Source organism: Halomonas sp. GFAJ-1 (assembly GCF_000236625.2).
Lineage (GTDB): Bacteria > Pseudomonadota > Gammaproteobacteria > Pseudomonadales > Halomonadaceae > Vreelandella.
The window spans coordinates 19790-43158 of the sequence record NZ_AHBC01000049.1; the positions used below are offsets into that span (position 1 = coordinate 19790).

General features: G+C 57.0%; 23 protein-coding genes. 13 read left to right on the forward strand and 10 right to left on the reverse strand.

The window, feature by feature from the left end; genetic code table 11:
• Positions 1-174: 174 nt before the first annotated feature.
• From MOY_RS13650 to MOY_RS13665, 4 genes are read left to right on the forward strand one after another with little or no spacing between them, the layout of a single operon-like run.
• Positions 175-948, forward strand: a complete 774-nt coding sequence (locus tag MOY_RS13650; protein ID WP_009100801.1) for a pseudouridine synthase — start codon at positions 175-177, stop codon at positions 946-948.
• A 14-nt stretch (positions 949-962) separates the two neighbouring features.
• Positions 963-1823 (forward strand): tRNA cyclic N6-threonylcarbamoyladenosine(37) synthase TcdA, encoded by an 861-nt coding sequence (tcdA, locus tag MOY_RS13655; RefSeq protein WP_009100803.1) that lies wholly within the window; start codon positions 963-965, stop codon positions 1821-1823.
• Positions 1820-2038, forward strand: a complete 219-nt coding sequence (locus tag MOY_RS13660; protein WP_009100805.1) for a DUF1653 domain-containing protein — start codon at positions 1820-1822, stop codon at positions 2036-2038. The genes tcdA and MOY_RS13660 overlap by 4 nt, the downstream gene beginning before the upstream one ends.
• Positions 2039-2066: 28 nt before the next feature.
• Positions 2067-4085: a RecQ family ATP-dependent DNA helicase gene (locus MOY_RS13665; RefSeq protein ID WP_009100807.1), complete on the forward strand. Its 2019-nt coding sequence runs from the start codon at positions 2067-2069 to the stop codon at positions 4083-4085.
• 27 nt (positions 4086-4112) lie between these two features.
• On the opposite strand, the gene zigA is transcribed toward MOY_RS13665, so the two are convergent.
• The 3 genes from zigA to MOY_RS13680 all read right to left on the reverse strand — a co-directional run bounded on the left by zigA (position 4113) and on the right by MOY_RS13680 (position 6497).
• A complete protein-coding gene (gene zigA, locus MOY_RS13670; RefSeq protein WP_009100809.1) occupies positions 4113-5339 on the reverse strand; it encodes a zinc metallochaperone GTPase ZigA in 1227 nt (408 codons plus the stop codon).
• A 113-nt stretch (positions 5340-5452) separates the two neighbouring features.
• Entirely contained in the window at positions 5453-5728 is a 276-nt protein-coding gene (locus tag MOY_RS13675; RefSeq protein ID WP_009100811.1) for a TIGR03643 family protein, read from the reverse strand.
• Positions 5729-5882: 154 nt separating this feature from the next.
• The gene (locus MOY_RS13680) at positions 5883-6497 is read right to left on the reverse strand and encodes a class I SAM-dependent methyltransferase (RefSeq protein WP_009100813.1); all 615 of its coding nucleotides are present in this window, start codon (positions 6495-6497) and stop codon (positions 5883-5885) included.
• 106 nt (positions 6498-6603) lie between these two features.
• Here MOY_RS13680 and MOY_RS13685 point away from each other — a divergent pair, with 106 nt between their 5' ends.
• The 8 genes from MOY_RS13685 (at position 6604) to MOY_RS13720 (ending at position 15388) form a co-directional block, all read left to right on the forward strand.
• Complete coding sequence (locus MOY_RS13685; protein ID WP_009100815.1) at positions 6604-8019, forward strand: ethanolamine ammonia-lyase subunit EutB; 1416 nt, start codon at positions 6604-6606, stop codon at positions 8017-8019.
• Positions 8009-8848, forward strand: a complete 840-nt coding sequence (gene eutC / locus MOY_RS13690; protein ID WP_009100817.1) for an ethanolamine ammonia-lyase subunit EutC — start codon at positions 8009-8011, stop codon at positions 8846-8848. Before MOY_RS13685 ends, eutC begins: the two co-directional genes overlap by 11 nt.
• A 63-nt stretch (positions 8849-8911) precedes the next feature.
• Positions 8912-9406, forward strand: a complete 495-nt coding sequence (locus MOY_RS13695) for a CIA30 family protein (RefSeq protein WP_009100819.1) — start codon at positions 8912-8914, stop codon at positions 9404-9406.
• A gap of 163 nt (positions 9407-9569) precedes the next feature.
• A complete protein-coding gene (gene pyp / locus MOY_RS13700) occupies positions 9570-9953 on the forward strand; it encodes a photoactive yellow protein (protein WP_009100820.1) in 384 nt (127 codons plus the stop codon).
• Positions 9954-10051: 98 nt separating this feature from the next.
• The gene (locus MOY_RS13705; RefSeq protein WP_035540782.1) at positions 10052-11182 is read left to right on the forward strand and encodes an AMP-binding protein; all 1131 of its coding nucleotides are present in this window, start codon (positions 10052-10054) and stop codon (positions 11180-11182) included.
• Positions 11183-11204: 22 nt separating this feature from the next.
• Positions 11205-12785 (forward strand): HAL/PAL/TAL family ammonia-lyase, encoded by a 1581-nt coding sequence (locus MOY_RS13710; RefSeq protein ID WP_009100822.1) that lies wholly within the window; start codon positions 11205-11207, stop codon positions 12783-12785.
• Between the two features lie 88 nt (positions 12786-12873).
• Entirely contained in the window at positions 12874-14640 is a 1767-nt protein-coding gene (aceK, locus tag MOY_RS13715; RefSeq protein WP_009100823.1) for a bifunctional isocitrate dehydrogenase kinase/phosphatase, read from the forward strand.
• Between the two features lie 34 nt (positions 14641-14674).
• Positions 14675-15388: an SIR2 family NAD-dependent protein deacylase gene (locus MOY_RS13720; RefSeq protein ID WP_009100824.1), complete on the forward strand. Its 714-nt coding sequence runs from the start codon at positions 14675-14677 to the stop codon at positions 15386-15388.
• On the opposite strand, the gene bioA is transcribed toward MOY_RS13720, so the two are convergent.
• From bioA to bioB, 6 genes are read right to left on the reverse strand one after another with little or no spacing between them, the layout of a single operon-like run.
• A complete protein-coding gene (gene bioA, locus MOY_RS13725) occupies positions 15385-16665 on the reverse strand; it encodes an adenosylmethionine--8-amino-7-oxononanoate transaminase (protein ID WP_009100825.1) in 1281 nt (426 codons plus the stop codon). The two genes, MOY_RS13720 and bioA, sit on opposite strands and share 4 nt — an antisense overlap.
• Entirely contained in the window at positions 16662-17387 is a 726-nt protein-coding gene (gene bioD, locus MOY_RS13730; protein ID WP_009100826.1) for a dethiobiotin synthase, read from the reverse strand. Before bioD ends, bioA begins: the two co-directional genes overlap by 4 nt.
• On the reverse strand, positions 17384-18175 hold the full coding sequence (gene bioC / locus MOY_RS13735; RefSeq protein ID WP_009100827.1) for a malonyl-ACP O-methyltransferase BioC: 792 nt from the start codon (positions 18173-18175) through the stop codon (positions 17384-17386). The genes bioD and bioC overlap by 4 nt, the downstream gene beginning before the upstream one ends.
• Positions 18172-18912 carry an alpha/beta fold hydrolase gene (locus tag MOY_RS13740; RefSeq protein WP_009100828.1) on the reverse strand — a complete coding sequence of 247 codons (741 nt, stop codon included), beginning with the start codon at positions 18910-18912 and terminating at the stop codon, positions 18172-18174. Before MOY_RS13740 ends, bioC begins: the two co-directional genes overlap by 4 nt.
• Positions 18900-20054, reverse strand: coding sequence for an 8-amino-7-oxononanoate synthase (gene bioF, locus MOY_RS13745; protein WP_009100829.1), 1155 nt, complete (start codon positions 20052-20054; stop codon positions 18900-18902). The genes MOY_RS13740 and bioF overlap by 13 nt, the downstream gene beginning before the upstream one ends.
• Positions 20041-21123, reverse strand: a complete 1083-nt coding sequence (gene bioB / locus MOY_RS13750) for a biotin synthase BioB (RefSeq protein WP_009100831.1) — start codon at positions 21121-21123, stop codon at positions 20041-20043. Before bioB ends, bioF begins: the two co-directional genes overlap by 14 nt.
• A gap of 181 nt (positions 21124-21304) precedes the next feature.
• Here bioB and MOY_RS13755 point away from each other — a divergent pair, with 181 nt between their 5' ends.
• The gene (locus tag MOY_RS13755) at positions 21305-22075 is read left to right on the forward strand and encodes a tRNA-uridine aminocarboxypropyltransferase (protein ID WP_009100833.1); all 771 of its coding nucleotides are present in this window, start codon (positions 21305-21307) and stop codon (positions 22073-22075) included.
• A gap of 19 nt (positions 22076-22094) precedes the next feature.
• Here MOY_RS13755 and MOY_RS13760 read toward each other — a convergent pair whose 3' ends face one another.
• A complete protein-coding gene (locus MOY_RS13760; protein WP_009100835.1) occupies positions 22095-23348 on the reverse strand; it encodes a TraB/GumN family protein in 1254 nt (417 codons plus the stop codon).
• Between the last annotated feature and the right edge of the window lie 21 nt (positions 23349-23369).

Sequence of the window (23369 nt, forward strand, 5' to 3'; positions counted from 1 at the left end):
CGACGTTAGCGTTGCTTATTTAAGGTAGCTGCCAGCGAACAACTCTGCCAGCCAACCGATTGATGACATCTCACGGCCTAGCCGCGACAATAGCGTCCTGTTTAGATGGTTAGCGACTGCTTATTAGCTGCTTTTTCATTAGCCATTATTTATTAGCAATTGCCGGGGAGCGTTATGACGCCACTCAACATCCTCTATCAGGATGAGTATCTCGTTGCAGTGCATAAGCCGTCAGGGCTGTTAGTGCATCGCTCGGCACTGGCGCGTGGCGAAACAGAATTTCTACTCCAGCGTTTGCGAGATCAGCTTGGCAAACGGGTCTATCCCGTTCATCGGTTAGATCGGCCAACATCGGGCGTTATTGTATTTGCGCTCTCTTCAACGGTGGCTAGCCTGCTCAGTGAGGCGTTTAGTGAGCGCCAAGTGGAAAAGCGCTATTTGGCAGTAGTGCGCGGCAAAGCGCCGGAGAGCGAGCGTTTGGATTACCCCCTGCGGGAAGAGGACGGCACGCGACCTAAAGCCGAAATGCCTGCCATGCCGGCGATGACCGATATACGCCGCCTGGATAGTGTCGAACTACCTGTGCAGGTTGACCGCTACCAAGTTGCGCGCTACTCGCTGGTAGAGGCACGGCCACTGACTGGCCGCCGCCATCAAATTCGTCGCCACCTTTCGCGGCGAGGCTACCCGATTATTGGCGATGCCAAGCACGGTAAAAGTGTTCACAACCGCTTTTTCGCCGAACAGCTGGGGGCGCCACGTTTACTGCTGGCGGCTACCTACTTGGCCTTTGACCATCCGCTGCTCGATAAGCGCGTACAATTAAGCTGCGCCCTGGATGACACCATGACCGCGCTGTTTAATCACCTTGGCTGGGCGGGGCATTTGCCGCTGGATAGTATTCGCACGCCGCCACAGAAAACGCCTTCAGCCCTCCAAGCACTATGAGTGAGTCTATTCCTATGCCCGCAGTTGAACCTTCCAACGAGCCAATGCCAGTCTCGGGGGATTACGACTTTCGCTTTGGCGGGATTCGCCGCCTTTACGGCCAGCGTGCTGCCAGCGCATTTCGTCATGCCCATGTGGCGGTGGTTGGGGTGGGTGGGGTGGGTAGCTGGACGGTGGAGGCCCTGGCGCGTTCGGGCATTGGCAAGCTGACGCTGATCGACCTGGACGATGTGTGTGTTTCCAACGTTAACCGGCAGCTCCATGCGCTGGATGGCACCATTGGTCAGCCTAAGGTTGATGTGCTAGCTGAGCGCTGTCGTTTGATTGCGCCGGAAATCGAGATCGTGGCGGATACTGCCTTCGTGACCCCCACCAACCTGGCTGAACGGATTCCCGACGATGTCGATCATGTGGTGGATGCCATCGACAGCGTGATTGCCAAGGCTGCGCTGATCGCTTGGTGCAAACGGCGCAAAATTCCGATTACCGTGACCGGCGCGGCGGGCGGGCAAACCGACCCCACGCGTATTCAGGTGGCGGACTTGACCCGCACCGAGCACGACCCGCTGCTATCCAAAGTGCGCTCGCGGCTGCGCCGGGACTACGGCTTCTCCCGCAATCCCAAGCGGCGCTTCTCGGTGGAGTGTGTCTACTCCGACGAGCAGTTGATCTATCCCGGCGCAGACGGTGAAGTGTGTCTGCAGAAGCCTGGCAGCGGCGATGCCACACGCTTGGACTGCGCCTCAGGTTTTGGCGCCGCCACCTTTTTAACCGGCACCTTTGGCTTTGTCGCCGCGTCAAAGGTGCTAGAGCGCCTCGCCAAAAAAGCCAATCAGCCAGCCGCTGCAAATACCACTGACAAGGAAAGCGAATGACCACGCCCGTTCCCGGTATATACCGCCACTACAAAGGCAATTTGTACGAAGTGATGGGCACCGCCCAGCACAGCGAAAGCGAAGAGCCGCTGGTGGTCTATCGTGCGCTCTACGGCAACTACGGCCTCTGGGTGCGCCCGCTGACAATGTTTACCGAAAGCGTCACCAAAGAGGGCCGCACACAGCCGCGCTTTGCGTTGGAGAAGGCGTTTTAAGCCTCTGCTTTCTTCATAAGGATCTGTTATGTGCTCTACATCACCCCAGCAAACGCTGAAAGGCGTATTCGGTTTCGACGGCTTTCGCGGCGGCCAGCAGGCGGTGGTGTCCAGGGTGCTGGAAGGGCACTCTACGGCGGCGATTTTCGCCACCGGCGCGGGTAAATCATTGTGCTACCAGCTTCCAGCGCTGCACCTGCCGCATTTAACCCTGGTAGTGTCGCCGCTATTGGCGCTAATGCAGGATCAGCTCGTGTTTCTAACCCGCCACGGTGTGGCGGCGGCCAGCATCGACTCCACCCAAGACCGAGACACCACCCGCGATGTGATGGAGCGCGCTAAAAGCGGCGAGCTGAAAATCCTGATGATCTCGGTGGAGCGGCTTAAAAACGAGCGCTTTCGCCATTTTTTGCGCCAAGTACAGATATCGCTACTGGTAGTCGATGAAGCCCACTGCCTCTCCGAGTGGGGGCATAACTTTCGTCCCGACTATTTGAAGCTGCCGGACTACCAGCGTGATTTTGCCATTCCCCAGGTGCTACTGCTCACCGCCACCGCAACGCCCACGGTGATTGCCGATATGGGCGAGAAGTTTGCTATCGCGCCGGATAACGTCATCACCACCGGTTTTTACCGTCCCAATCTTGAACTGCTGGTGGCACCGGCCATGGAGGATCGTCAGCAGAAGCTGATCAACTGGCTGAAACCGCAGATGCAGCCAGGCTTTGAGGCGCCGACGATTATCTATGTCACCCTGCAGCAAACCGCCGAGCAGGTGGCGAAGGCATTGGCGGCTCAGGGAATTGCCGCCCAGGCCTACCACGCAGGGCTAGATTCAGGCCGCCGCGATGAGATCCAGCGCCAATTTATGGGCGGCGAGTCGCCCTGCATCGTGGCGACTATCGCCTTCGGGATGGGCATCGATAAGGGCGATATTCGCAACGTGGTGCACTATGACCTGCCCAAATCCATCGAGAACTACAGCCAGGAGATTGGCCGAGCGGGGCGCGACGGCCAGCCTTCCACCTGTCTGACCATGGCTGGTCGTGATGGCCTGCGGGTGCTGGAGAACTTCGTTTATGGCGACACCCCTGAATACGCGGGTATCTACCGTCTGCTGGAAGAGATTGCTGCTGCAGGCAGCGCTTCAGATCAGCAGTGGGAAGTGCTGCTGACTACGCTTTCCCGGGATACCAATATTCGCCTGCTGCCGCTAAAAACACTGCTGGTGAGGCTGGAGATGCACGGCATTATTGCCCCGCGCTTTGCGTTTCTCGCCGAATATCGGCTGCGCTATCATCTTGAGCCTAATGAGTTGGTGGGCCGTTTTGAAGGCGAGCGTGCTGCTTTTGTACGCCTTGTTGTCGATAACATTCCGATTGCCCGCACTTGGGGCACGGTGGATTTTGAGCGCCTACACCAGGCGGGGCAGGCGCAGCAGATTGATGCTTCGCGGGCTCGTGTGATCACCGCGTTAGAGTATTTTCAGGATAAAGGCTGGCTAACACTGGAAGGCAAGCGGATGACTGATGTTTATGAGGTGTGTCAGCCCGGTTTTGCCATTGAGACGCTGGCGAACCAGCTGTATGACGACTGCCTCAGTCGTGAACGTATTGAAATTGACCGGCTGCAGTCGATGCTGGCGCTGTTTGAGTCTGAGAGCTGTCTGACGCGTCGACTGGCCGAGCACTTTGGTGATGCCACCTTTAATGCGCCAGCCCACACCGAACAGGGGCGCTGCGGGCACTGTTCAGTGTGTTATGGTCGCCCCGTGCGGCTGCCCGATGCACCGCCGCAGCCCGTATTAAGCGACTTGGATTTTCAGCGCTACGCCATGCCGCTGATTGAGCGTCATATCGAACAGTTCGGCCAGCCGCCCAATGCCCAGCGGCTGGCGCATTTTCTGTGCGGCTTAACCATGCCGATTTTCACCCCGCTCAAAGCCCGTACTCTTAACGGCTTCGCGGTCTTTGAACGGCGCGCCTACCCCGAGGTGCGCGAGTGGGCGCAGGGTTATATGGCGAATGTAGGTCACGGCAACGATTAGGATGCAGGCTTGGGTAGGCGCGGTACGTCATTCCCAAGCAGGGAACGGGTCGGGTAGCGTCTCCCATGCTTCCTTGCCCTCTAATAACTCGCTTTCGCTTAGCAGGCAGTTATCCAGCGCTTCGCGCATTTTGGCTTGATCCAGATTCTGGCCGATAAACACCAGTTCCTGGCGCATATCGCCAAACGGTTCCTGCCACTTTTCCATAATAAACTGGCGGTATTCGGGGTCGTCGGGCCAGCTGTCTTCAGGGATAGCTTTCCAGAACACACCGGCAGGGCCGTGATGAGCAATGCCGCCCGCTTGGCTCCATTGGCCTGCATAGCGTGGCCGTGTGGCAAGCCAGAAGAAGCCTTTCGAGCGTAGCAAGCCTTTACCAAACCACTCTTGATTTAACAGGTCGTGGAATTTTTGCGGATGAAAGGGGCGGCGGGCGTGATAGGCAAAGCTGCCAATGCCATACTCTTCGGTTTCGGGCACATGCTCGCCGCGCATCTCTTTTAGCCAGCCGGGTGCCTGCTGAGCGCGCTCAAAGTTGAACTTGCCAGTATCCAGCACTTTGTTTAGCGGCACGCCACCTCGGGTGATTGGCACCAGCTCCGCATCGGGGTTAAGCGAGCGCAAAATCGCTTTCAGTGCCTCCAGCTCTTTTTCACTGATTAGGTCGGTTTTACTGATCAGCAGAACATCACAAAACTCAATTTGGTCGACCAGCAGGTCGGCAACGTTGCGCTCGTCGTCTTCGCCTAAGCTTTCGCCTGCTTCTTCCAGAGTTTGCGCTTCACGGTACTGCTCAAGGAAGTTGGCACCGTCCACCACGGTGACCAGTGTATCTAGCCGCGCAACCTGGGAAAGGCTCTGGCCGCTTTCGTCCTCAAAAGTGAAGGTTTCCGCCACGGGCAGCGGCTCGGAAATACCGGTGGACTCAATCACCAAGTAATCGAACTTACCTTCTCGTGCCAGTTGGCTGACTTCTTCCAGCAAGTCCTCACGCAGGGTGCAGCAGATGCAGCCGTTGCTCATCTCTACCAAGCGCTCCTCCGAGCGGTTTAGTGCCACGTCCCCATCCAATGTCGACTCGCCAGGGCCGCCGCGCACCAGTGCGCCGTCGATATTCACCTCACTCATATCGTTAACGATTACCGCCACCCGGCGACCTTCGCGGTTGGCCAGAATATGATTGAGCACGGTGGTTTTACCGGCACCTAAAAAGCCCGAAAGTACGGTGACGGGCAGGGGAGAGAAAGCAGTCATTGCGAGTACACCTCAAAACGGTCTTATGTTATGAGATAATATAACAATAAAGAGGCGTCTTAAGAAAGTTCTGTTTTGATGACCGCTGTATAAGGCTGTGCTGGCTGGCGTCATTAGCGCTTATATTGTGTGGGGCAGTAGCCCCGCAATACATCGGGTGAGCGCAACGCGGTATGTTTGGTGGCACGGCCGGTGACGCGTTTACGCCATAGCCGAAATGAAGCAGGTTTCAGCTGGTGGCGCATCACTTCAATTACATCCGGTTCGCCCAGCCCAAACAGCCCTTCGATGGCTTCAAACGGTGTGCGGTCTTCCCAGGCCATCTCAATGACGCGGGATTGCTCTTCTTCAGGTAAGCGACGAAAGCGTTTCACAGCAGCTTTAGGCATAGAGCACCTTGAGTATTGGCTGATAGGCGACGCGTATAAATAGCGAAACAGCTGGTTGTACCAATGTTTTACGCGCTCAGGGTGATTGTACTAAAAGTGCGGATTAAAATGCAGGTTTTCTGAACACGCTAGCTAACAAATAGCTTAGTAAGGCTTATTTTGTCGCCAGCAGGGCGCGGAATAAACCCTTCATAAGCACCGGTTCGTCGCGCTGAATGGTAAAGCCAGCCTGTTGTATAAGAGGCGCGGCCTGGCGTGTGATATCGGTAGCGATAAACGAGGTGAAGGCGTTTAGCGCCCGCCTGCTTGGCCCAGCAGGTTGAGCATCTGGCTGAAATTTGTCCATCACGCATAGTTGACCGTCCGGCTTCAGCACTCGGTTAGCTTCTGCCAGCCCCTGTTCTGGGTGGGGCATTACCGCGAGGATAAGATGCATCACTACCACGTCGAAATGTTCGTCCGGGTACTCTAGCGCAGCGGCGTCCATGACTCGGCACTCTACATCCCGCCTCGCTTTTTCTGCCCGTTCTCGTGCACGCTTTACCATGGCGGGCGTTAAGTCGGTCAAATGTGTTTCTAGCTCATGGGGCAAATACGGCAAGTCTAAGCCTGTGCCTGCGCCTACTAATAAAACGCGCATGCCTGGCTCCCAGTCGACTTGGCCAAGGGCCATGCGTCGCGGCTTACAAAACGCTTTGGTGGCCACAAGGTCATACAGTGGGGCGTAGACGGTATAGCGAAGTCGATTCCAAGCTGTTGTATTTATCATCTTACTTCTTAGCTCCCACTTATTTTAACGGCTGACGTGCAGCACATCAGCGGCTAACTTGAAAGTCACCCATGCCTATCAGCATAGCTAATATGAGGGTGATGCGATGTCACAGTGTTATCACACCACGTTGGGAGAGCGTAGCTACCGTTTTTCCAATTTAGCGGAATTAATGGCTAAGGCCACGCCGCCCCGTTCCGGTGACCGTTTGGCGGGGGTGATGGCTGAATCCTCGGAGGAGCGGGTGGTGGCGCAAATGGTGCTTGCCGAGCTGCCGCTCACGACGTTCTTAAATGATGTTCTGATACCTTATGAGCAGGATGAAATTACCCGGTTGATTATCGATGACCACGATATCGACGCTTTTGCGCCGCTAAAGCATCTAACCGTGGGAGATTTCCGCAACTGGTTGCTGTCTGACCACGCCACGTGCGAGGTGCTCACTGCTGTTCGTCCCGGCATTACACCCGAAATGGCTGCCGCGGTGAGCAAGCTGATGCGCAATCAGGATCTGATTTTGGTGGCCAAAAAGTGCCAAGTAACGACTGCGTTCCGCAATACGATTGGGCTGCCGGGGCGGCTCTCTACACGGCTTCAGCCCAATCATCCTACCGATGATGTCACCGGGATTGCCGCCAGTATTCTGGATGGCTTGCTGTATGGCAGTGGCGACGCGGTCATTGGTATCAATCCTGCTACTGATAACGTTGCCCAGAGCATCAAGCTAATGCGTCTGATGGGTGACGTCATTCAGAAGTATCAAATCCCCACCCAATCCTGTGTGCTTACCCATGTGACGAACACGTTAGAAGCGATTGAGCAGGGCGCACCAGTCGATCTGGTCTTCCAATCCATTGGCGGTACCGAAGCCACCAACCGCAGTTTCGGGTTCGATTTAAACACCCTAGCTGAAGCTGAGGCAGCGGCGCAGTCGCTCAATCGCGGCACGGTTGGGCGCAATGTGATGTATTTCGAAACCGGCCAGGGCAGCTCGCTGTCTGCCGATGCCCACCACGGCCTTGATCAGCAAACCTGTGAAGCCCGTGCCTACGCCGTGGCGCGCAAGTTCAATCCGCTGCTGGTGAATACCGTGGTGGGCTTTATTGGCCCTGAGTATTTATTCGACGGTAAAGAGATCACTCGGGCGGGGCTTGAGGATCACTTCTGCGGCAAGCTGTTAGGGGTGCCTATGGGTTGCGACGTTTGCTACACCAACCACGCTGAGGCCGATCAAAACGATATGGATAACCTTCTGACGCTACTCGGCGTAGCGGGCTGTAACTTCATTATGGGCATCCCCGGCTCTGACGACATTATGCTCAACTACCAAACCACTTCTTTTCATGACGCGCTTTATGCGCGGCGCGTACTGGGGCTGAAAGCAGCGCCCGAATTTGAGCGCTGGTTGGTGGACATGCAGATTTTCCAGGATGTCAGTACGTATCGGCTGAATGACCAACTCCCCACCGCCTTTGCGAACAGCCTGCGTCACCTGCCTAAGGAGCCGAGCCATGGTGCATAAACCCTTATCCCCCATCGTGGTGGAAAATCCTTGGGAGCGATTGAGCGCCTTTACCGATGCGCGGATTGGCCTTGGACGCGCTGGGGTTAGTCTACCCACCAGCAAGCTATTAGCGTTTCAGCTGGCCCACGCTCAAGCCCAGGATGCCGTTCACTGTGCACTTGATGGTGAAGCCTTAGAGGCAGCGCTAACCGACACGCTTAACCTCACTGCGTCGCCTATTCGCTTACACACGCTTGCAAAGGATCGCGCTACTTATCTACAGCGGCCCGACTATGGCCGACGCTTAAGCGAGCCGTCGCGGGAGCAGCTGCAGCAAGCCGCCGAGTCAGGTCAGCGCTTCGATTTGGCGGTGGTGATTGTCGATGGGCTTTCCGCACTGGCGGTGCAGCAGAACAGCGCGCCGTTGCTTACTGCGCTGTATCGCGCCTTTGAAAGTGATCAGCAAGCGTGGCAGCTCGCACCCTTAACCTTTGTCGAGCAGGGCCGTGTCGCCATTGGCGATGAAGTGGGTGCGCTGCTTAACGCCGATGCGGTGCTGGTGATGATTGGCGAACGCCCAGGATTAAGCTCCCCCGATAGCCTCGGGTTGTATATGACCTGGGCGCCTGAAGTGGGTCTGAAAGATGACCGGCGAAACTGTATTTCAAATGTCCGTCCGGCAGGGTTGAACCCTGAGGAGGCTGCACGGCGGATGCTATTGCTATTAAAGGAGGCCCGGCAGCTAAGGCTTTCCGGCGTAAAGTTGAAAGATCGCAGCGAAGATAACGTGCTGGAAGGCGACGCCGTTACCACAGGTTTTAAGGATAACTTCCTCGTCGCTGATTGAAGTCAATGTTGCATTCATTAAGCCGTAGTGAAACGCTAGATATCCCACTTTTGAGGAGCCACCATGACGTTAACTTTTACCGACCCAAGCGAGCAGCAGCGCTGGTATGCCGTGGACGATGGCGTAATGGGCGGTGAGTCCCACAGTGGGTTTCGTATTGAAGCAGGCTCAGGCTGCTTTTATGGCGAGGTCTCATTGGAAAACGGCGGTGGCTTTGCTTCGGTACGCCGCGAGCCTGATCACATTGAACCATTGCTTACCCAGGGCGAGGGCATAAGGCTTAGGGTGCGCGGCGATGGTCGCACCTATCAGCTGCGTTTAAAAAGTACTGCATTAGAAGACGCCAGTGCCTATCGGGTAACGTTCACGCCTACCAAAGATGAGTGGGAAACGTGGGATTTTCCTTGGCATAGCTTTGAAGCCGTGCGCCGCGGCACGCTACTGACCAGTGCGCCGCCACTCGACCCTCACACGATCCATCAGCTGGGCTTTTTGATTGCTGACCGCACCGCTGGTTCGTTTGCGCTCTACGTATTTAGGCTAACGGAACTAAGCTGAAATAAGCAGGAACGCCAGTATTTTTAATAAAATAGTACGAGTTGATTGCGCTAGGTCGCTGGCACTGCTAGATTCAAGTGGTAATTACAATTAATGTATATCTTTTGTATAGATATTGATTTATTAAATATGTTTGCAAGGTATTCAAACAGGAGATGTGGTAATGGCGATGGAAACGGTACGTTTTGGCGGCGATGATATTGAAAATGCCCTAGCCAACATGGACGACAAAAAGCTTGATACGCTAGCTTTTGGCGCCATCCAACTAGATGCCAATGGCAAAATCATTCAATACAACGCAGCGGAAGGCGGTATTACCGGTCGTGACCCTAAAAGCGTCATTGGCAAAAATTTCTTTACTGATGTTGCTCCCTGCACACAAAGCAAAGAATTTCAGGGCCGTTTCAAGGAAGGCGTTAAAAATGGTGATTTAAACACCATGTTTGAGTACGTGTTCGATTATCAGATGACGCCCACAAAAGTAAAAGTGCATATGAAAAAGGCGCTTTCTGGAGATACTTTCTGGATTTTCGTTAAACGCTTATAACCCAGATTACCCAAGGGCCGCCCGCTCAATAGATACTGTGAGTGGGCGGTTTTGTGTTTAAACCGTACGTTATTTCTGGCGTTATTAAGGATCATCAGATGCCTCAGTGGCTAAGCGAAGCCGATTGCAAGGCGGTTCTGCAATCTCTGCTAAGCGCTGAACTCGCTGCCTACCGCGGAACTCCCGCGCCAGACTGGCAAAGTTCGCCCTCCATCGACTCCCTCGAAAGACTGCATCTCGCCGCCTGTGTAAATGAATACTTTCGTTTATATGAAACAGGGGTAGAAGACCGTCTTCTCATGACTCAGCACATTGATGACTGGGCAGCCATTGTGGCGCAGGCGCTCGATGATACGTCAGGCCTTACGTTTCGCACGTCAGGGAGTACAGGCGCTCCCAGCGCACATTTACACCGTTGGGAAGATATAGCAGCGGAAGTGAAGGCGTTAGTACGCCGCTTAGCGCCTGTGATGCCAATTAACCGTGTCATAGGATGGTTACCGGTACACCACCTTTACGGCTTTATGTGGGGCGTTGCCCTGCCAGCACAGTTGAATATACCGCGCGTTAGTGTAGCAGGAGCCGCTATGCCCGCTTTGGCGCCTGGCGACATGCTGGTGACTGTGCCGCCTTGCTGGGACTACCTGGCAAGCACTCGCAAGGAGTGGCCTGAAAACGTGACGGGCGTCTCTTCATCGGCTCCCCTTTCGGCGGCTACGTCTAACACGCTGGTTGAGCAAGGCTTAGCCGGTTTGCTCGATATTTATGGCAGTACAGAAACCGGCGGTGTGGCAACCCGTTGGCGTGCCTCTGAGCCCTACCAGCTGCTAACCCACTGGCAACGCCACAATACACAGCACCTTCAGCGCGTTAATAGTGACCACCCGGTTCCGCTTCTGGACGCTACGCAGTGGGTCGACGACACCCATTTTACGGTGAAAGGGCGCCTTGACGATGTGGTCATCATTGGTGGTGTTAACGTCAGCCCCCAGCATGTTGCGCGGAATTTATGCGCGTTAACCGGGGTTGCCGACTGTAGTGTGCGCGTCACCGGGTCTGCCGCATCGCCACGCTTAAAGGCGTTCGTGGTTCCTGCGCAAGACGAACATTCAACCGCCAGTACGATTGCCCAAGCCACGGCCCACTGGCCAGCCGCAGAGCGCCCGGTAAGTATCACTTACGGAGCATCGCTACCAACCAATGCGATGGGCAAACTCACTGATTGGTAATTTTTGTACAGGAAGTACTGATATGAACGATGGCTCTCGGACGTTGGAAGAGATTGAAAACATCGCCCTTGGGCGTCAGATGCTTGTGCTGTCGCAAGAAGAAAAACGAGCGACCGTACAAGCACATGCTTTTCTGTGCGACGCTATTAACCAGCGACGCCGTATCTACGGAGTGACAACAGGGTACGGGCCGCTGGCCACCACGGACGTAGACCCTAAGCAGTCAGCGCTCCTGCAGCAGAATTTGGTCTATCACCTATGCAGCGGTGTAGGGGAGCCGCTGGCACACATCCATGTTCGCGCCATGATGGTGGCCCGCGTCGCGAGTCTAGTTAGAGGACACTCCGGCGCGAACCCTTTATTAATCGAGCGGCTGCTTGCATGGCTTGAGGCGGACGTGGTGCCTGAAGTGCCCTCGCGAGGCACGGTAGGGGCGAGTGGTGATTTAACGCCGCTGGCGCACCTGGCCCGCGCATTGAGCGGTGAAGGCAGAGTGAGCCTGCGTGGCGGCCGTTGGATCGACAGCGCCGAGGCTCACCGGCAGCTGGGGTGGGAGCCGCTTGTCCTGCAAGGCAAAGATGCGATTGCGCTCGTCAATGGCACTTCGACCACGGCCGGTATCGCGGCGTTGAATGCCACTGCTGCGCAACGGGCGGTAAAACTCAGTGCCTTACTGGTACTGCTTTACTCGGAACTACTGGGTGGGCACCGCGAGGCGTTTCATCCGCTGATAGGCAAGCTTCGTCCACACCTAGGCCAGCGGCAGCTTCACCAGTGGCTTTGGTCGCTATCCGCAACTAGCGATGCACTAATACCTTGGAGGCCCGTATCGGAGCAGCTTCCAGAGATGCCCAGCGATATTACCCAGCACCGGCCGCTACCCCAAGATGCGTATACGCTGCGCTGTGCTCCCCAGGCGCTAGGTGCCGTGTGGGACGTTGTTGAGCAACATGCGCAAACGGTGCGTGTTGAACTGGAAGCGGTCACTGATAACCCGCTACTGTTTGCCGATGACGGCTTGGTTTTGCACGGTGGGAATTTTTTTGGGCAGCACTTAGCCTTTGCCAGCGATCACCTCAACAATGCGCTCATTCAGATGGCGCTCTACAGCGAGCGCCGCATTGCCCGTATTACCGACCCGCTCAAAAATAAAGGCTTGCCAGCGTTTATGCAGCCGCTTGAGACAGGCTTGCACAGTGGTTTTATGGGGGCTCAGGTGAGCGCAACGGCGCTAGTGGCTGAATTACGTAGCCACGCCATGCCCGCCTCTATTCAGTCTATTCCGACGAATGCGGACAATCAGGATATCGTGCCGCTGGGAACTATTGCCGCACGCCGCGCAAGCACGAGTTTAGAGCAGCTTTACCAAATCTTAGCGATTGAAGCGTTGGTGCTGGTACAGGGCGCTGAGTTGAAGAACCCCCACGCGCTTAGCCATGCCTCCCAAACGCTCTGCCACTGGGTGCGAGAAACGGTTCGCCCGCTTGAACAAGACCGCCCATTGTCAGAAGACATTACCCAACTCTCACAGCTGCTTGCCGACCCCGACCACGTTGCACCGCTGATGGCGCTGCTGGATACCGCCCCGCAGGAGAGCGCTTAACGCGCGCTCCTCCACTAAGGTCGTCTCGTATGTAGTCAGGCATTAAGAGAGTCTTTGTGCACTCTCTTTTTAAACGAGCAACCCTGACATGAAGCTCTCTCCGGCCTACCGCTTAGCCGCCACGATTCTGCATGGGTTTGATGCCTATCGTGGGCGCTTTAAACAGATCACGGCGGATGCCAGTCGTCGTTTCCGCGATGCCGCGTGGCGCGAAGCGCAGCAAGCGTCCGCTGCCCGTATCAACCTCTATGAAGAGCGCGTAGGCGATACCCTAGAGCGTTTGCAGCGCACTTTTGAACATGATGTGCTGGCGCACTGTGAAACTTGGGGGGAAGCCCGCGGTCACTATGCCGAAATGATCGCTCAGCGGCTGGATTACGAGCTGGCGGAGACGTTTTTCAACTCACTGTTTTGCTCAGTGTTTCACTATCGCCACATCCGTAACGAGTGGATGTTTGTTTACAGCTCTCGTGAAGACGCTGCCCACCACTCCGGCATTGAGCTGTGCCGAAGGCAAACGGTAAATGGGGATTGGCAGGCGGCACTGGCCTGGGCGCTGGATGAGGCGCCGTTTGACAACCCATTTGCTGACTTGGAGGGCGATATTGCCCTCGGGGCCGATCTGCTGAAAAGCCAGCTCCCAGCGGCTATTTTGCAGGCAGAAGATGCCCAGATTGAGCTGCTTAAAAACGTCTTTTATCGCAACAAAGGGGCGTACTTGGTGGGCCGTATTTTAGGCGGCGGCGAGCAGGTGCCGCTGGTACTGCCAGTGCTTCACGGCGAAGGCTTTGGTGAGCAGCAGGGCGGCGATCCGTGCCTGCATTTGGACACGGTGCTCACAGAAACGGATGAAGTCTCGATTATCTTCTCGTTTACCCGCGCCTATTTTCAGGTGGAAGTACCGGTGCCGAGCGAATTTGTCAGCTATCTAAAGCAGCTGATGCCCCATAAGCCTGAAAGTGAGCTGTATGCGGCGATTGGCTTTTTTAAGTACGGCAAAACGGCGTTTYWCCGGGCGCTTAATCTGCAGGTTGCTAAGCGCGAAGATCAGTTTATTATCGCGCCCGGWRTGCGTGGCATGGTGATGGCGGTGTTTGTACTGCCCAGCTTTCGCACCGTTTTTAAGATCATTAAAGATAAATTCGATCCCGCGAAGGAGGTCACCCACGCGGTGGTGCGGGAGAAGTACCGGCTGGTAAAGCGCCACGACCGGGTGGGGCGAATGGCGGATACCCAGGAATTCTCAAACTTTATTGTCCGCAAAGACCACTTCGCGCCGGATTGCCTCGAGCATCTATTAGAGGTCGCGCCCTCTACGGTATCGCTTAAAGATGACAAGGTGATCATCAAGCACTGCTACACCGAGCGGATGATGACGCCGCTCAATATCTACCTGGAGCAGTGCAGCGCCGATGAGCAGGTGATGGTGCTTAAGGATTACGGCAACGCCATCAAACAGATGGCGGCGGCGAATATTTTTCCTGGCGATATGTTGCTGAAAAACTTTGGGGTGACGCGCCACGGACGGGTGATTTTTTACGATTACGATGAGGTCAGTTACCTCACCGAGTGTCGTTTTCGGCACATTCCTAAATCCTACGGCAATGACTTTCAAGGGGGCGGGGCCGAGAGCTTCTCCATTGGGCCCAACGACATCTTCCCTGAGGAGTTTGGCCCCTTCATGTTTGCCAATGCCGAGCTACGCGCTGTCTTTATGCAGCAGCATCCTGAGCTGTTCGACCCGGATTATTGGTTGGAACTGCAGCAGGCGATTATCGATGGGCGAGTGATCGACGTTTACCCCTATCGCAATAAACAGCGTTTCGCGGGAACGATAGGGCAGCTGGTATATTAAGAAGCCGTAAGGCGCAATGTAACCGAGAGACACTATGACAGCACCTCCCCACTTAGTAGTTTTCACCGGCTCAGGTATTAGTGTCGAGAGTGGCATTAGGTCGTTTCGCGCAAGCGATGGGCTATGGGAAGAGTATCCCTTAGAGGAAGTGGCCACACCGCAAGGGTGGCGCCGCGACCCTGAACGCGTCTTGGAGTTTTACAACCAGCGCCGAGAGCAGATTCGAAAGGCAAAGCCGAATGCGGCCCACAAAGCACTGGCGGCGCTTGAAAAAGAGGGCTTTAAAGTAAGCGTTGTTACCCAAAATATTGACGACCTGCACGAGCGAGCGGGGTCGCGGGATGTGCTGCATCTGCACGGTGAGATTCTGCAAGCGCGCTCTTCTGTCGATATGCGGCTTCGCTATCGGCTACCCAAGGGCGGTATTGCGCTGGGTGATGTATGCGATATGGGCAGCCAGCTGCGCCCCGATGTGGTGTGGTTTGGCGAGCCGGTGCCGCTGTTTGAAGACGCCTGCGAGCTGGTCAGCGAAGCCGACTTTTTTCTGGTGGTCGGTACCTCCTTGGCGGTGATGCCTGCCGCTTCGCTGCTGAGCTATATCGACTACGATACCCCCTGCGCCCTAGTGGACCCCAACGCGGATTCACTCACGCCTCCGGGTGTACTGGCGATCAATACCACCGCAGGCGAAGGCGTGCCCGCCCTGGTGAATCAATGGCGTAAGCAGGGGAGTTTGATACTGCCTTAGGGTGACTGATGCTCTAAAAACCATGCCTTCATCACCCCGGTAATCTGGGTGATCTCGGCGTTGGAAGCGATATAGGCGGGCATGGTGTAAAGCCAGCGGCCAATGGGGCGCAGCCATACGCCGCGCGCTCGGGCGAAGTTGGCTACCCCTTTCAGTGCGTCCGCGCTGTGCGCTTCAATCACCGCCGTGGCCCCTAATACGCGCACATCGGCTACCGCTGGGTGGGCATTAAGCGCTGTGTCTTGCCGCAGCTCACGATGTAGCGTTTGGCTAAGGGCGGCAATTTTCGCTAGGTAGTTCTCTTCTTCAAACACCCGCAGGCTTTCCAGCGCGACTCGGCAAGCCAGCGGGTTGCCCATAAAGGTAGGGCCGTGCATAAAGGCGTGATGGGGGCTGTCGCCGATAAACGCGTCGTGGACGCGATCCGTGGCAAGCGTAGCCGCATGGCCCAAGTAGCCGCCGGTCAGCCCTTTGGAAAGCACCATAATATCCGGCGTTACATCGGCGTGATTGGCCGCAAACAGTTTGCCGGTGCGGCCAAAACCGGTAGCAACTTCATCAAAAATCAGCAGCACGCCAAACTCATCGCATAGCGCCCGTGCGCCGCGTAGGTAGTGGGGCGAGGTCATGTTTAGCCCGCCCGCCGCCTGCAGCAAAGGCTCCATTAACAGCGCGGCAATCTCATGGTGATGCCGTTCAAGCACGCAGCGCAAGGCGCTAAGGTCGTGTTCGACCTGTTCCATGCTGGCATGGAAGGGGGCGGTAGGTGCCGGGGCAAAGTGGTGTTGGGGCAGCAGGCTTGCGAACAGGCTGTGCATGCCTTCTTCTGGGTCGCACACCGCCATGCAGCCGGTGGTGTCGCCATGGTAGGCCTTCATTAATGAAAGCATCTTGCGTTTTTCGGGATGGCCGATAAGCACTTGGTACTGCAAAGCCATCTTCATCGCCACTTCCATGCCCACCGAGCCGCTGTCGGAGTAGAACACGTGATTCAGCCCCGGCGGGGTAATACGCACCAGTGCTTGCGCGAGCAGGTCGGCGGGGTCGTGGGTGAGACCACCCAGCATGACATGGCAAAGCTCGCCCGCCTGCTCGCGAATCGCGGCCACTAAACGCGGGTGGGCGTAGCCATGAATCATGCACCACCAGGAGCAGGTGGCATCCAGCAGGTGCTCGCCGCTTTCCAGCGTAAAATGGCTGCCGCTACCACCGATAACCTTGGGGGCAGGCGTTTGGGTTTTTAGATGAGCGTAAGGGTGCCAAACAGGGGAGTTCATTGGGTGGCTTCCTGGTGCAGCGTGGGGGTGTTCAACAGCGGTGTTAACGACAAATAAGGATAGGCCTGCGTCGCTTCAGGGCTAGCTAAATGGGGAATAATGCCCAGGCACGGCGCTGGCAGTTTGGCATTGAGGAGCGCTAGGTTAGCGTCAAAACGCGACTGGTTAGCGGTAAATTCAGGGTCCACCACGCTGCCGACCCAGCCCGCAAGCGTTAGGCCATCGGCAGCGATTACCTCCGCGGTGAGCTGTGCATGGTTAAGGCAGCCTAGTTTAAGACCCACCACGAGTATCACCGGCAGTTGCAGCGCGTTGGGAATATCAGAGAAGTCTTCATGCGCGTTAAGCGGTACCCGCCAACCGCCCGCACCCTCTATCAACGTTAGATCGCGCTGTGTGTGGTGAAGTGTTTGATGCAGTACCTCCGTTACCGTTGCAACGCTCAGCACAGCGCCTGCTTCCTGGGCGGCCAAGTGTGGAGCAATGGCGGGGGCGAACGCCCAGGGGTTAACGGTTTCGTAGCGAACGGGTGGCGTGCTTTGCGCCTGAAGCGCTAGGGCATCGCTATTGCGCAGCCCCTCTGGCGTAGTACGGCTGCCCGAGGCTATCGGCTTAAGCCCTAGCGTACTAAGCCGCTGCTCTTTAGCGGCGCATAGCAGGGCGCTGGTCGCCAGGGTTTTACCTGCATCGGTATCCGTACCGGTGACGAAATAGGTGGTCATGGTGTTTTTTCCAGGTGCAGGGTGAAACAGTGGTAGCTAACCGGCAGCCCTTGAGGTTCACGTAAGGTTTCAAAACGTGCTTGGGCAGCGGCCAGTTCACGACGGGTAAGCTGCGCATTGGGCCGTGTTACCTGGGCGCCTACCCCTTTAATCGACGCCATGACGGCGCTTAGGTCGGGGTAATAAAACTGCCGCTGCTCGGTGGTGCTGCGAGCCAACGTTAAGCCGCTAAGGGCAACAGCGTCTTCAATCGCAGGGGCATCGGGCATCTGCAGCAGTGCTTCTGGCCGCTGCCAGGCGGTGGCGACTTCTTTCAACGTGCCGGGTAGCAGCGTGGTGATGTGTGCCTCACCACCGGGGGTGAGTACTCGAGCCAGCTCCTGCATCACGGCGCTGACATCGCTGCACCACTGAATTGCCAGGTTGGAAACGATTAGATCAAAACGGTTGTTCTCAAACGGCAGCGCGGCGGCGTCGCCCTGTTGCCAGGTAATCACATCACCGTAAAGTGCCTGGGCATGGGCGAGCATACCCGGGGCAATATCCAGCCCCGTAAGGTGGGCGTGGGGGTAGCGCGCGGCCAGACGCTGGGTCCAATAGCCGGTGCCGCAGCCGAGGTCGAGCACGCGTTTGGCGTGGGTGGGCAGCGCCAGCCACAGTGCTTTGCCTATTTCACGCTGGGCGCTGGCGAGCGCGTCGTATTGCGGGGCTGCCCGAGAGAAAGCCCGAGCGACACTTGCCTGCCAGTTCGGCAGGTGGGGCGGCGGCGTAGCTAGCGTGCTGCTCATGGCGACTCCTTAACGGCCTGCTGGGTAAGCGTAGCGGCGTGTTCAGTGATGACGCCGGCCAACTCGGCGGGCTGTGAAAGCATTGGGCAGTGCCCCGCGTGGGCGAGGCGGGCAGCCTGCGCACGCTGGCCAGAAGCCACTAACGGGTCGTGCTCACCGACTAACCGACCGACCGGACAGGGCGCATCTTGCAAACGCTGGGTGTTGTCCAGGGTGGCCAGCCAGTGAAGCCCTTGGGACAGCGTGCTTGGCGTGGCACTTGGGGTGTCCCCCAGCAGGGTGCGTAGCTGCTGATAGGCGTGGCGAGCGTTAGGCTCACCCTGGCTTTGCCAGCGTAAAAAGTGTTGCCAGGTGGCGTTAGGGTCGCGGGCAAACGCGCGCTGAAAAGTGGCAAGCTCAGCGGTACTTACGCCGTCATCGCTACAAAACCGCTCCCCTGCGCCAATCAGGATAAGGCCCCGCGGGGCGGGCAGGTGGTCAAGCAAGGCGGTCGCCAGTAGCCCACCTAGCGACCAGCCCACCCACACGGCATCACTGGGCAGCTGGTCGGCCATGGCATGGGCAAGTGAGGTAAGGGTGGCAGGTTCTGGCAGCGCGGCCACGTCACCGTACCCCGGCCAGTCGACGCAGCTAACCTCGCTCCCATCGGGCCAATAGTCGGTAAGGGGCTGCCAAATACGCTTATCGACTCCCCAGCCAGAAAGCAGCACCAGACGTTGAGGTGCTAAGCGGGGCATGCCGCTTCCTCCCGCAGGCAGGCGCAAAGCCCTTCCAGTAGGCGATCAATATCGTGGCATGTGTGGCGGGCGCTTAACGTAATGCGTAGCCGCGCTGCGCCCTTGGGCACCGTGGGAGGCCGAATCGCGCCCACTTGAATACCGTGCTCGGCGAGTTGGCTGGCCCACGCTAGGGTGCGCGGTTCGTTGCTCAACAACAGCGGTTGAATCGGGGTAAGTGATTCGGTGAGCGGTAAGCCAAGCGCTTGGGCCTGTTGGCGGAAGTAGTGGATATTATGGTGGAGGCGCTGGCGGTGTTCTGGTTCGCGCTGCACAATCGTTAGCGCTTCCAGGGTTGATGCTGCAATGCTGGGGGGCTGCGCGGTGGTATAAATATAGCTGCGCGCAAACTGGGTAATATGCTCGATGAGTGCGGCGTCGCCGGCCACAAAAGCGCCGGCAGTGCCGAGTGCTTTGCCCAGCGTGCCCACCAAAATGGGCACACGCTGGCTGTCGAAACCTGCCACGCAGCCGCTACCGTTATCGCCCAATACGCCCAGGCCGTGAGCGTCATCAATCATTAGCCATGCGTTGTGTTGCTGGCTGATATGGGCAAGGGCGGCAATATCGGCAACGTCGCCATCCATGCTAAATACGCCGTCGCTGACCACCAGTTTATGAGTGGCCGCGCTGCGCGAAAGAAGACGCTCAAGATCAGCGCTATCGCGGTGGTGAAAGCGACGCGAGCGAGCACCGCTAAGCGCTGCACCGTCTAACAAGGAGGCATGGTTAAGGCGGTCTTGGAAAATAGCGGTGTGTGGTTCAGCCAGCGCCTGCAGCACGCCAAGATTCGCCATATAGCCGGTCGAGAACAGCAGCGCTCGCTCGCGGCCTGTCCAGCGCGCCAGGGCGTCTTCCAGGGCATCGTGTATCGCCAGGTGGCCGCTAACCAGGTGGGATGCGCCTGCGCCTGCGCCAAAGCAGCGAGCACCTTCCGCTTGGGCGGCCTGTACCCGAGGGTCCTGGGCCAGCCCCAGGTAGTCGTTTCCCGCAAAATCGAGCCCGCTGTGGGTGTTCACTAACCGGTGCCGCCAGCGCTGCTCATTGAAACGCTGTTCGCGAGCGCTCGCTAACCGTTCTTGCCATGCTTCAGACACTGGCATCTACCGCTAACTCGGCAACGCGTTCGGCGTGTTCCTGCTGCTGAGCCTGTTGGGCGAGCCGAGCGGCTTGGGCGTCTTCGCTTTCGCAGGTCTCACGCTTTTCAGGATGCAGGCCGAGCTTGGTAAACAGCGCACGGTCGCGATCCGCCTGAGGGTTGCCGGTGGTAAGTAGCTTGTCGCCGTAGAAAATGGAGTTAGCCCCGGCCAAAAAGGCCAATGCCTGGGTCGATTCACTCATCTGCTCTCGGCCAGCAGAGAGCCGCACGTGGCTTTGCGGCATCATAATACGGGCAACGGCGATGGCGCGGATAAACTCAATCGGGTCGAGGTCTTCGACGTTTTCAAGCGGCGTGCCGGGGACTTTTACCAGCATGTTAATGGGCACGGATTCAGGGTGCGGGGTGAGCTTGGCGAGCTGCTGAAGCAGCGCACTACGGTCTTGGGCATCTTCTCCCATACCGAGAATGCCGCCGGAGCACACCTTCATACCCGCTTCACGCACGGTCGCGAGCGTGTCCAGGCGGTCGCTGTAAGTACGGGTGGTGATAATTTCGCCGTAGAAATCCGGCGAGGTATCCAGGTTGTGGTTGTAGTAATCAAGCCCAGCGGCGGCAAGACGGTTGGCTTGATCACCATCGACCATGCCCAGCGTCATGCAGGTTTCAAGCCCCAGAGCTTTTACCTGGCGAACCATCTCTTCCACTAATACAAGGTCCTTGTCGCGCGGGCTGCGCCACGCTGCCCCCATGCAGAAGCGGCTGGCCCCAGCCTCTTTAGCGGCTTGGGCTTGGGCCACGACCTTTTCGATCTCCAGCAACTTCTCTTTTTCTAGCTGAGTGTTGTAGTGGCCGGACTGAGGGCAGTATTTGCAATCCTCTGGACAGGCACCAGTTTTGATGGATAAAAGGGTAGAGACCTGAACCGCGTTGGCATCAAAATGTGCCCGATGCACCTGCTGGGCCTTAAACAGTAGGTCATTGAAAGGTAACGCAAACAGCGCATTAATCTCTTCCAGTGTCCAGTCGTGACGGGGAGCGGCGGTGTCGGCATTGAAAGCGGTAGCGGTCACGGGTAAACCTTTTTTCTTTTGAAAGTTGACAAGACTTTATCGGTGAGTTGCTTTTAGTGTCAACTTTAAAAACTATGTAGGTTTACTGAAGTGGCCGAAAGAGCGCGGTGTTCGTCATGGTGGGCGGGCTGCTATATACTCTGCGCCCTTTTATTGCCTTCTTTAAATCGTTGGAGCGCAGATGTCTGACGCTACCTCTATTACTATTCCGCCTGAGCACATTGAATGTGATCCGGTAACGGGACACCCGCGGCCGCCTCGGCGTGAATTTAAAGCGCGGGGTAGTTTTGTGACGCGCTGTAAAGGCTGTAATCTGCCTGAGCTTAACTGCCTGTGCCCTTATCAAGTAAAGGCAGAGAGCGATGCCCAGGTGTGGTTGCTAACTCACTCTATTGAGCACTTTAAACCGACCAATACCGGCCGGTTAATTGGCGATGTGCTGACCAATACCCGCGTGTTTACCTGGTATCGCACTGCGCCAGATGAAACGCTGGCGGCCCTGCTTGAAGACCCGCGCTACGCGCCCTTTGTGATTTTTCCTGATGATCAGCCGGATTACGCCGAGCGCGTGGTGGGTATTAACGCTGTGCACGCGGCGAAGCAGCAGGCACGCATTCCGGTGTTTGTGATTTTAGATGGCACCTGGCGCCAAGCGCGGCGCATGTTCCGCAAGAGCCCCTACTTGGATACGCTGCCCGTTTTGCCGCTGCGCACCGAGCGTGAAACACGCTATCGGCTGCGTAAGCCAGCCTCGAAAGCGCACCTCTGCACGGCGGAAGTGGCCATTGAGCTATTGCGCCAGAGCGGCGATGAAGACGCGGCTAGTGTCTTGGATGATTACTTTGATGTGTTCAACGACAGCTACGCCGAGAGCCGCTACTACCGCAAAATTGCAGAACCAACCGCTGCCATGCAGCGGCTGTTAGCCCGCAAAGTAGATGGCAGCGTTTAGGGCATTAAGCGTGCAATGTTTAGGCTGCACCGCTACCAAACAGGGCGCCGGCAATTCTAAACCCGGCTACCCAGGTGCCTATCGCCGAGCCAATAGTCGCCAGTAGAAAGACCAGTAAGGTGCGCGAGACGCGGTTTTTCCACCAGCCCTTAAGCTCGGTCACATCGTGGCGCAGGGTAGAGAAGTCGCGCACCTTGGGTTTGCGCATAAATAGCTCTACCCCTGCGGCCACAAACCCCGCGCCAATAGTGGGGTTAAGCGAGGTGAGTGGCGCGGCAAAGAACGTCGTAATCACCGTCACCGGGTGTGCTAAGGCGATAATCGTCGCGCCACCCGACAGAATGCCGTTGATTAAAAACCACTCAATCACCAGCTGCCAGCCAAGCTCGGTATTGCGCGAAAAACCAATCACAAACCCGGTAAGCACCAGCGCAGTAATCAGCCAGGGGGCGGCTTTCCAGAGTTTGGAGGGCGGCGGTGTCGCTTCAAGCGCTTCCCGCTCGGGGGTGGGGCTTTCCGGCAGCGGCGCTTCAAGATGTTCCACCGTGCCTTTCAAGTGCCCGGCACCCAGCACCACCAGCACGTTTTTATAGCGCCCGGGCGGTGCCTCTTCGGCCAAGCGTAGCGCCATGTAGCGGTCGCGTTCGCGAATCAGCGGCGTGTACAGCGCTTCCGATTCGGCGGCGAATTCGTTGAAGGTCGCCTCCAGCATATCGCCCTCTTTGAGCTTCTCGATATCCTCTTTGGAAACGTCCTGGCGGGACATGACGCTGCCAATCAGCCCAGAGAAAAGCGAGAAACGCTGCCACCAGGGCACATTGCGGTAAATACGTTTCAGGGTAATACCCACATCCCGGTCAACTAACAGCAGCGGTAGCTCACGGCGCTGGCAGGCTTCCACCGCCGCTCGCATTTCGGCGCCGGGCTGGATGCCCGACTGCTCGGCAATACGCTGCTGAAAGGCGCCAAGGGCCAGGCTTGCTGCCACCATGCCCGCTTTACCTTGCTTGAATACCTGGAACAGGTCCTGCTCGCCCATGGCGTCAGGGTTGTTCATGCTGTGGTGGCGTGCGTCACATAGCTCAATCGCAACGGCGTCAAAGGTGCCGCCGTTGATAAGATTGCGAACATCATCAGCGCTTTCGGCAGAGACGTGTGCGGTACCCAGCAGGGTGTAGTGGGTGTTACCCACGGTCACGGTTTTTAAAGGCCCGCTGGTGGCGGGTAGGGTGATAGGCGCCGTGGCCAGTGGTGAACTGTCGTCTTGGGTCATGACTATTACTCAATGTATAAA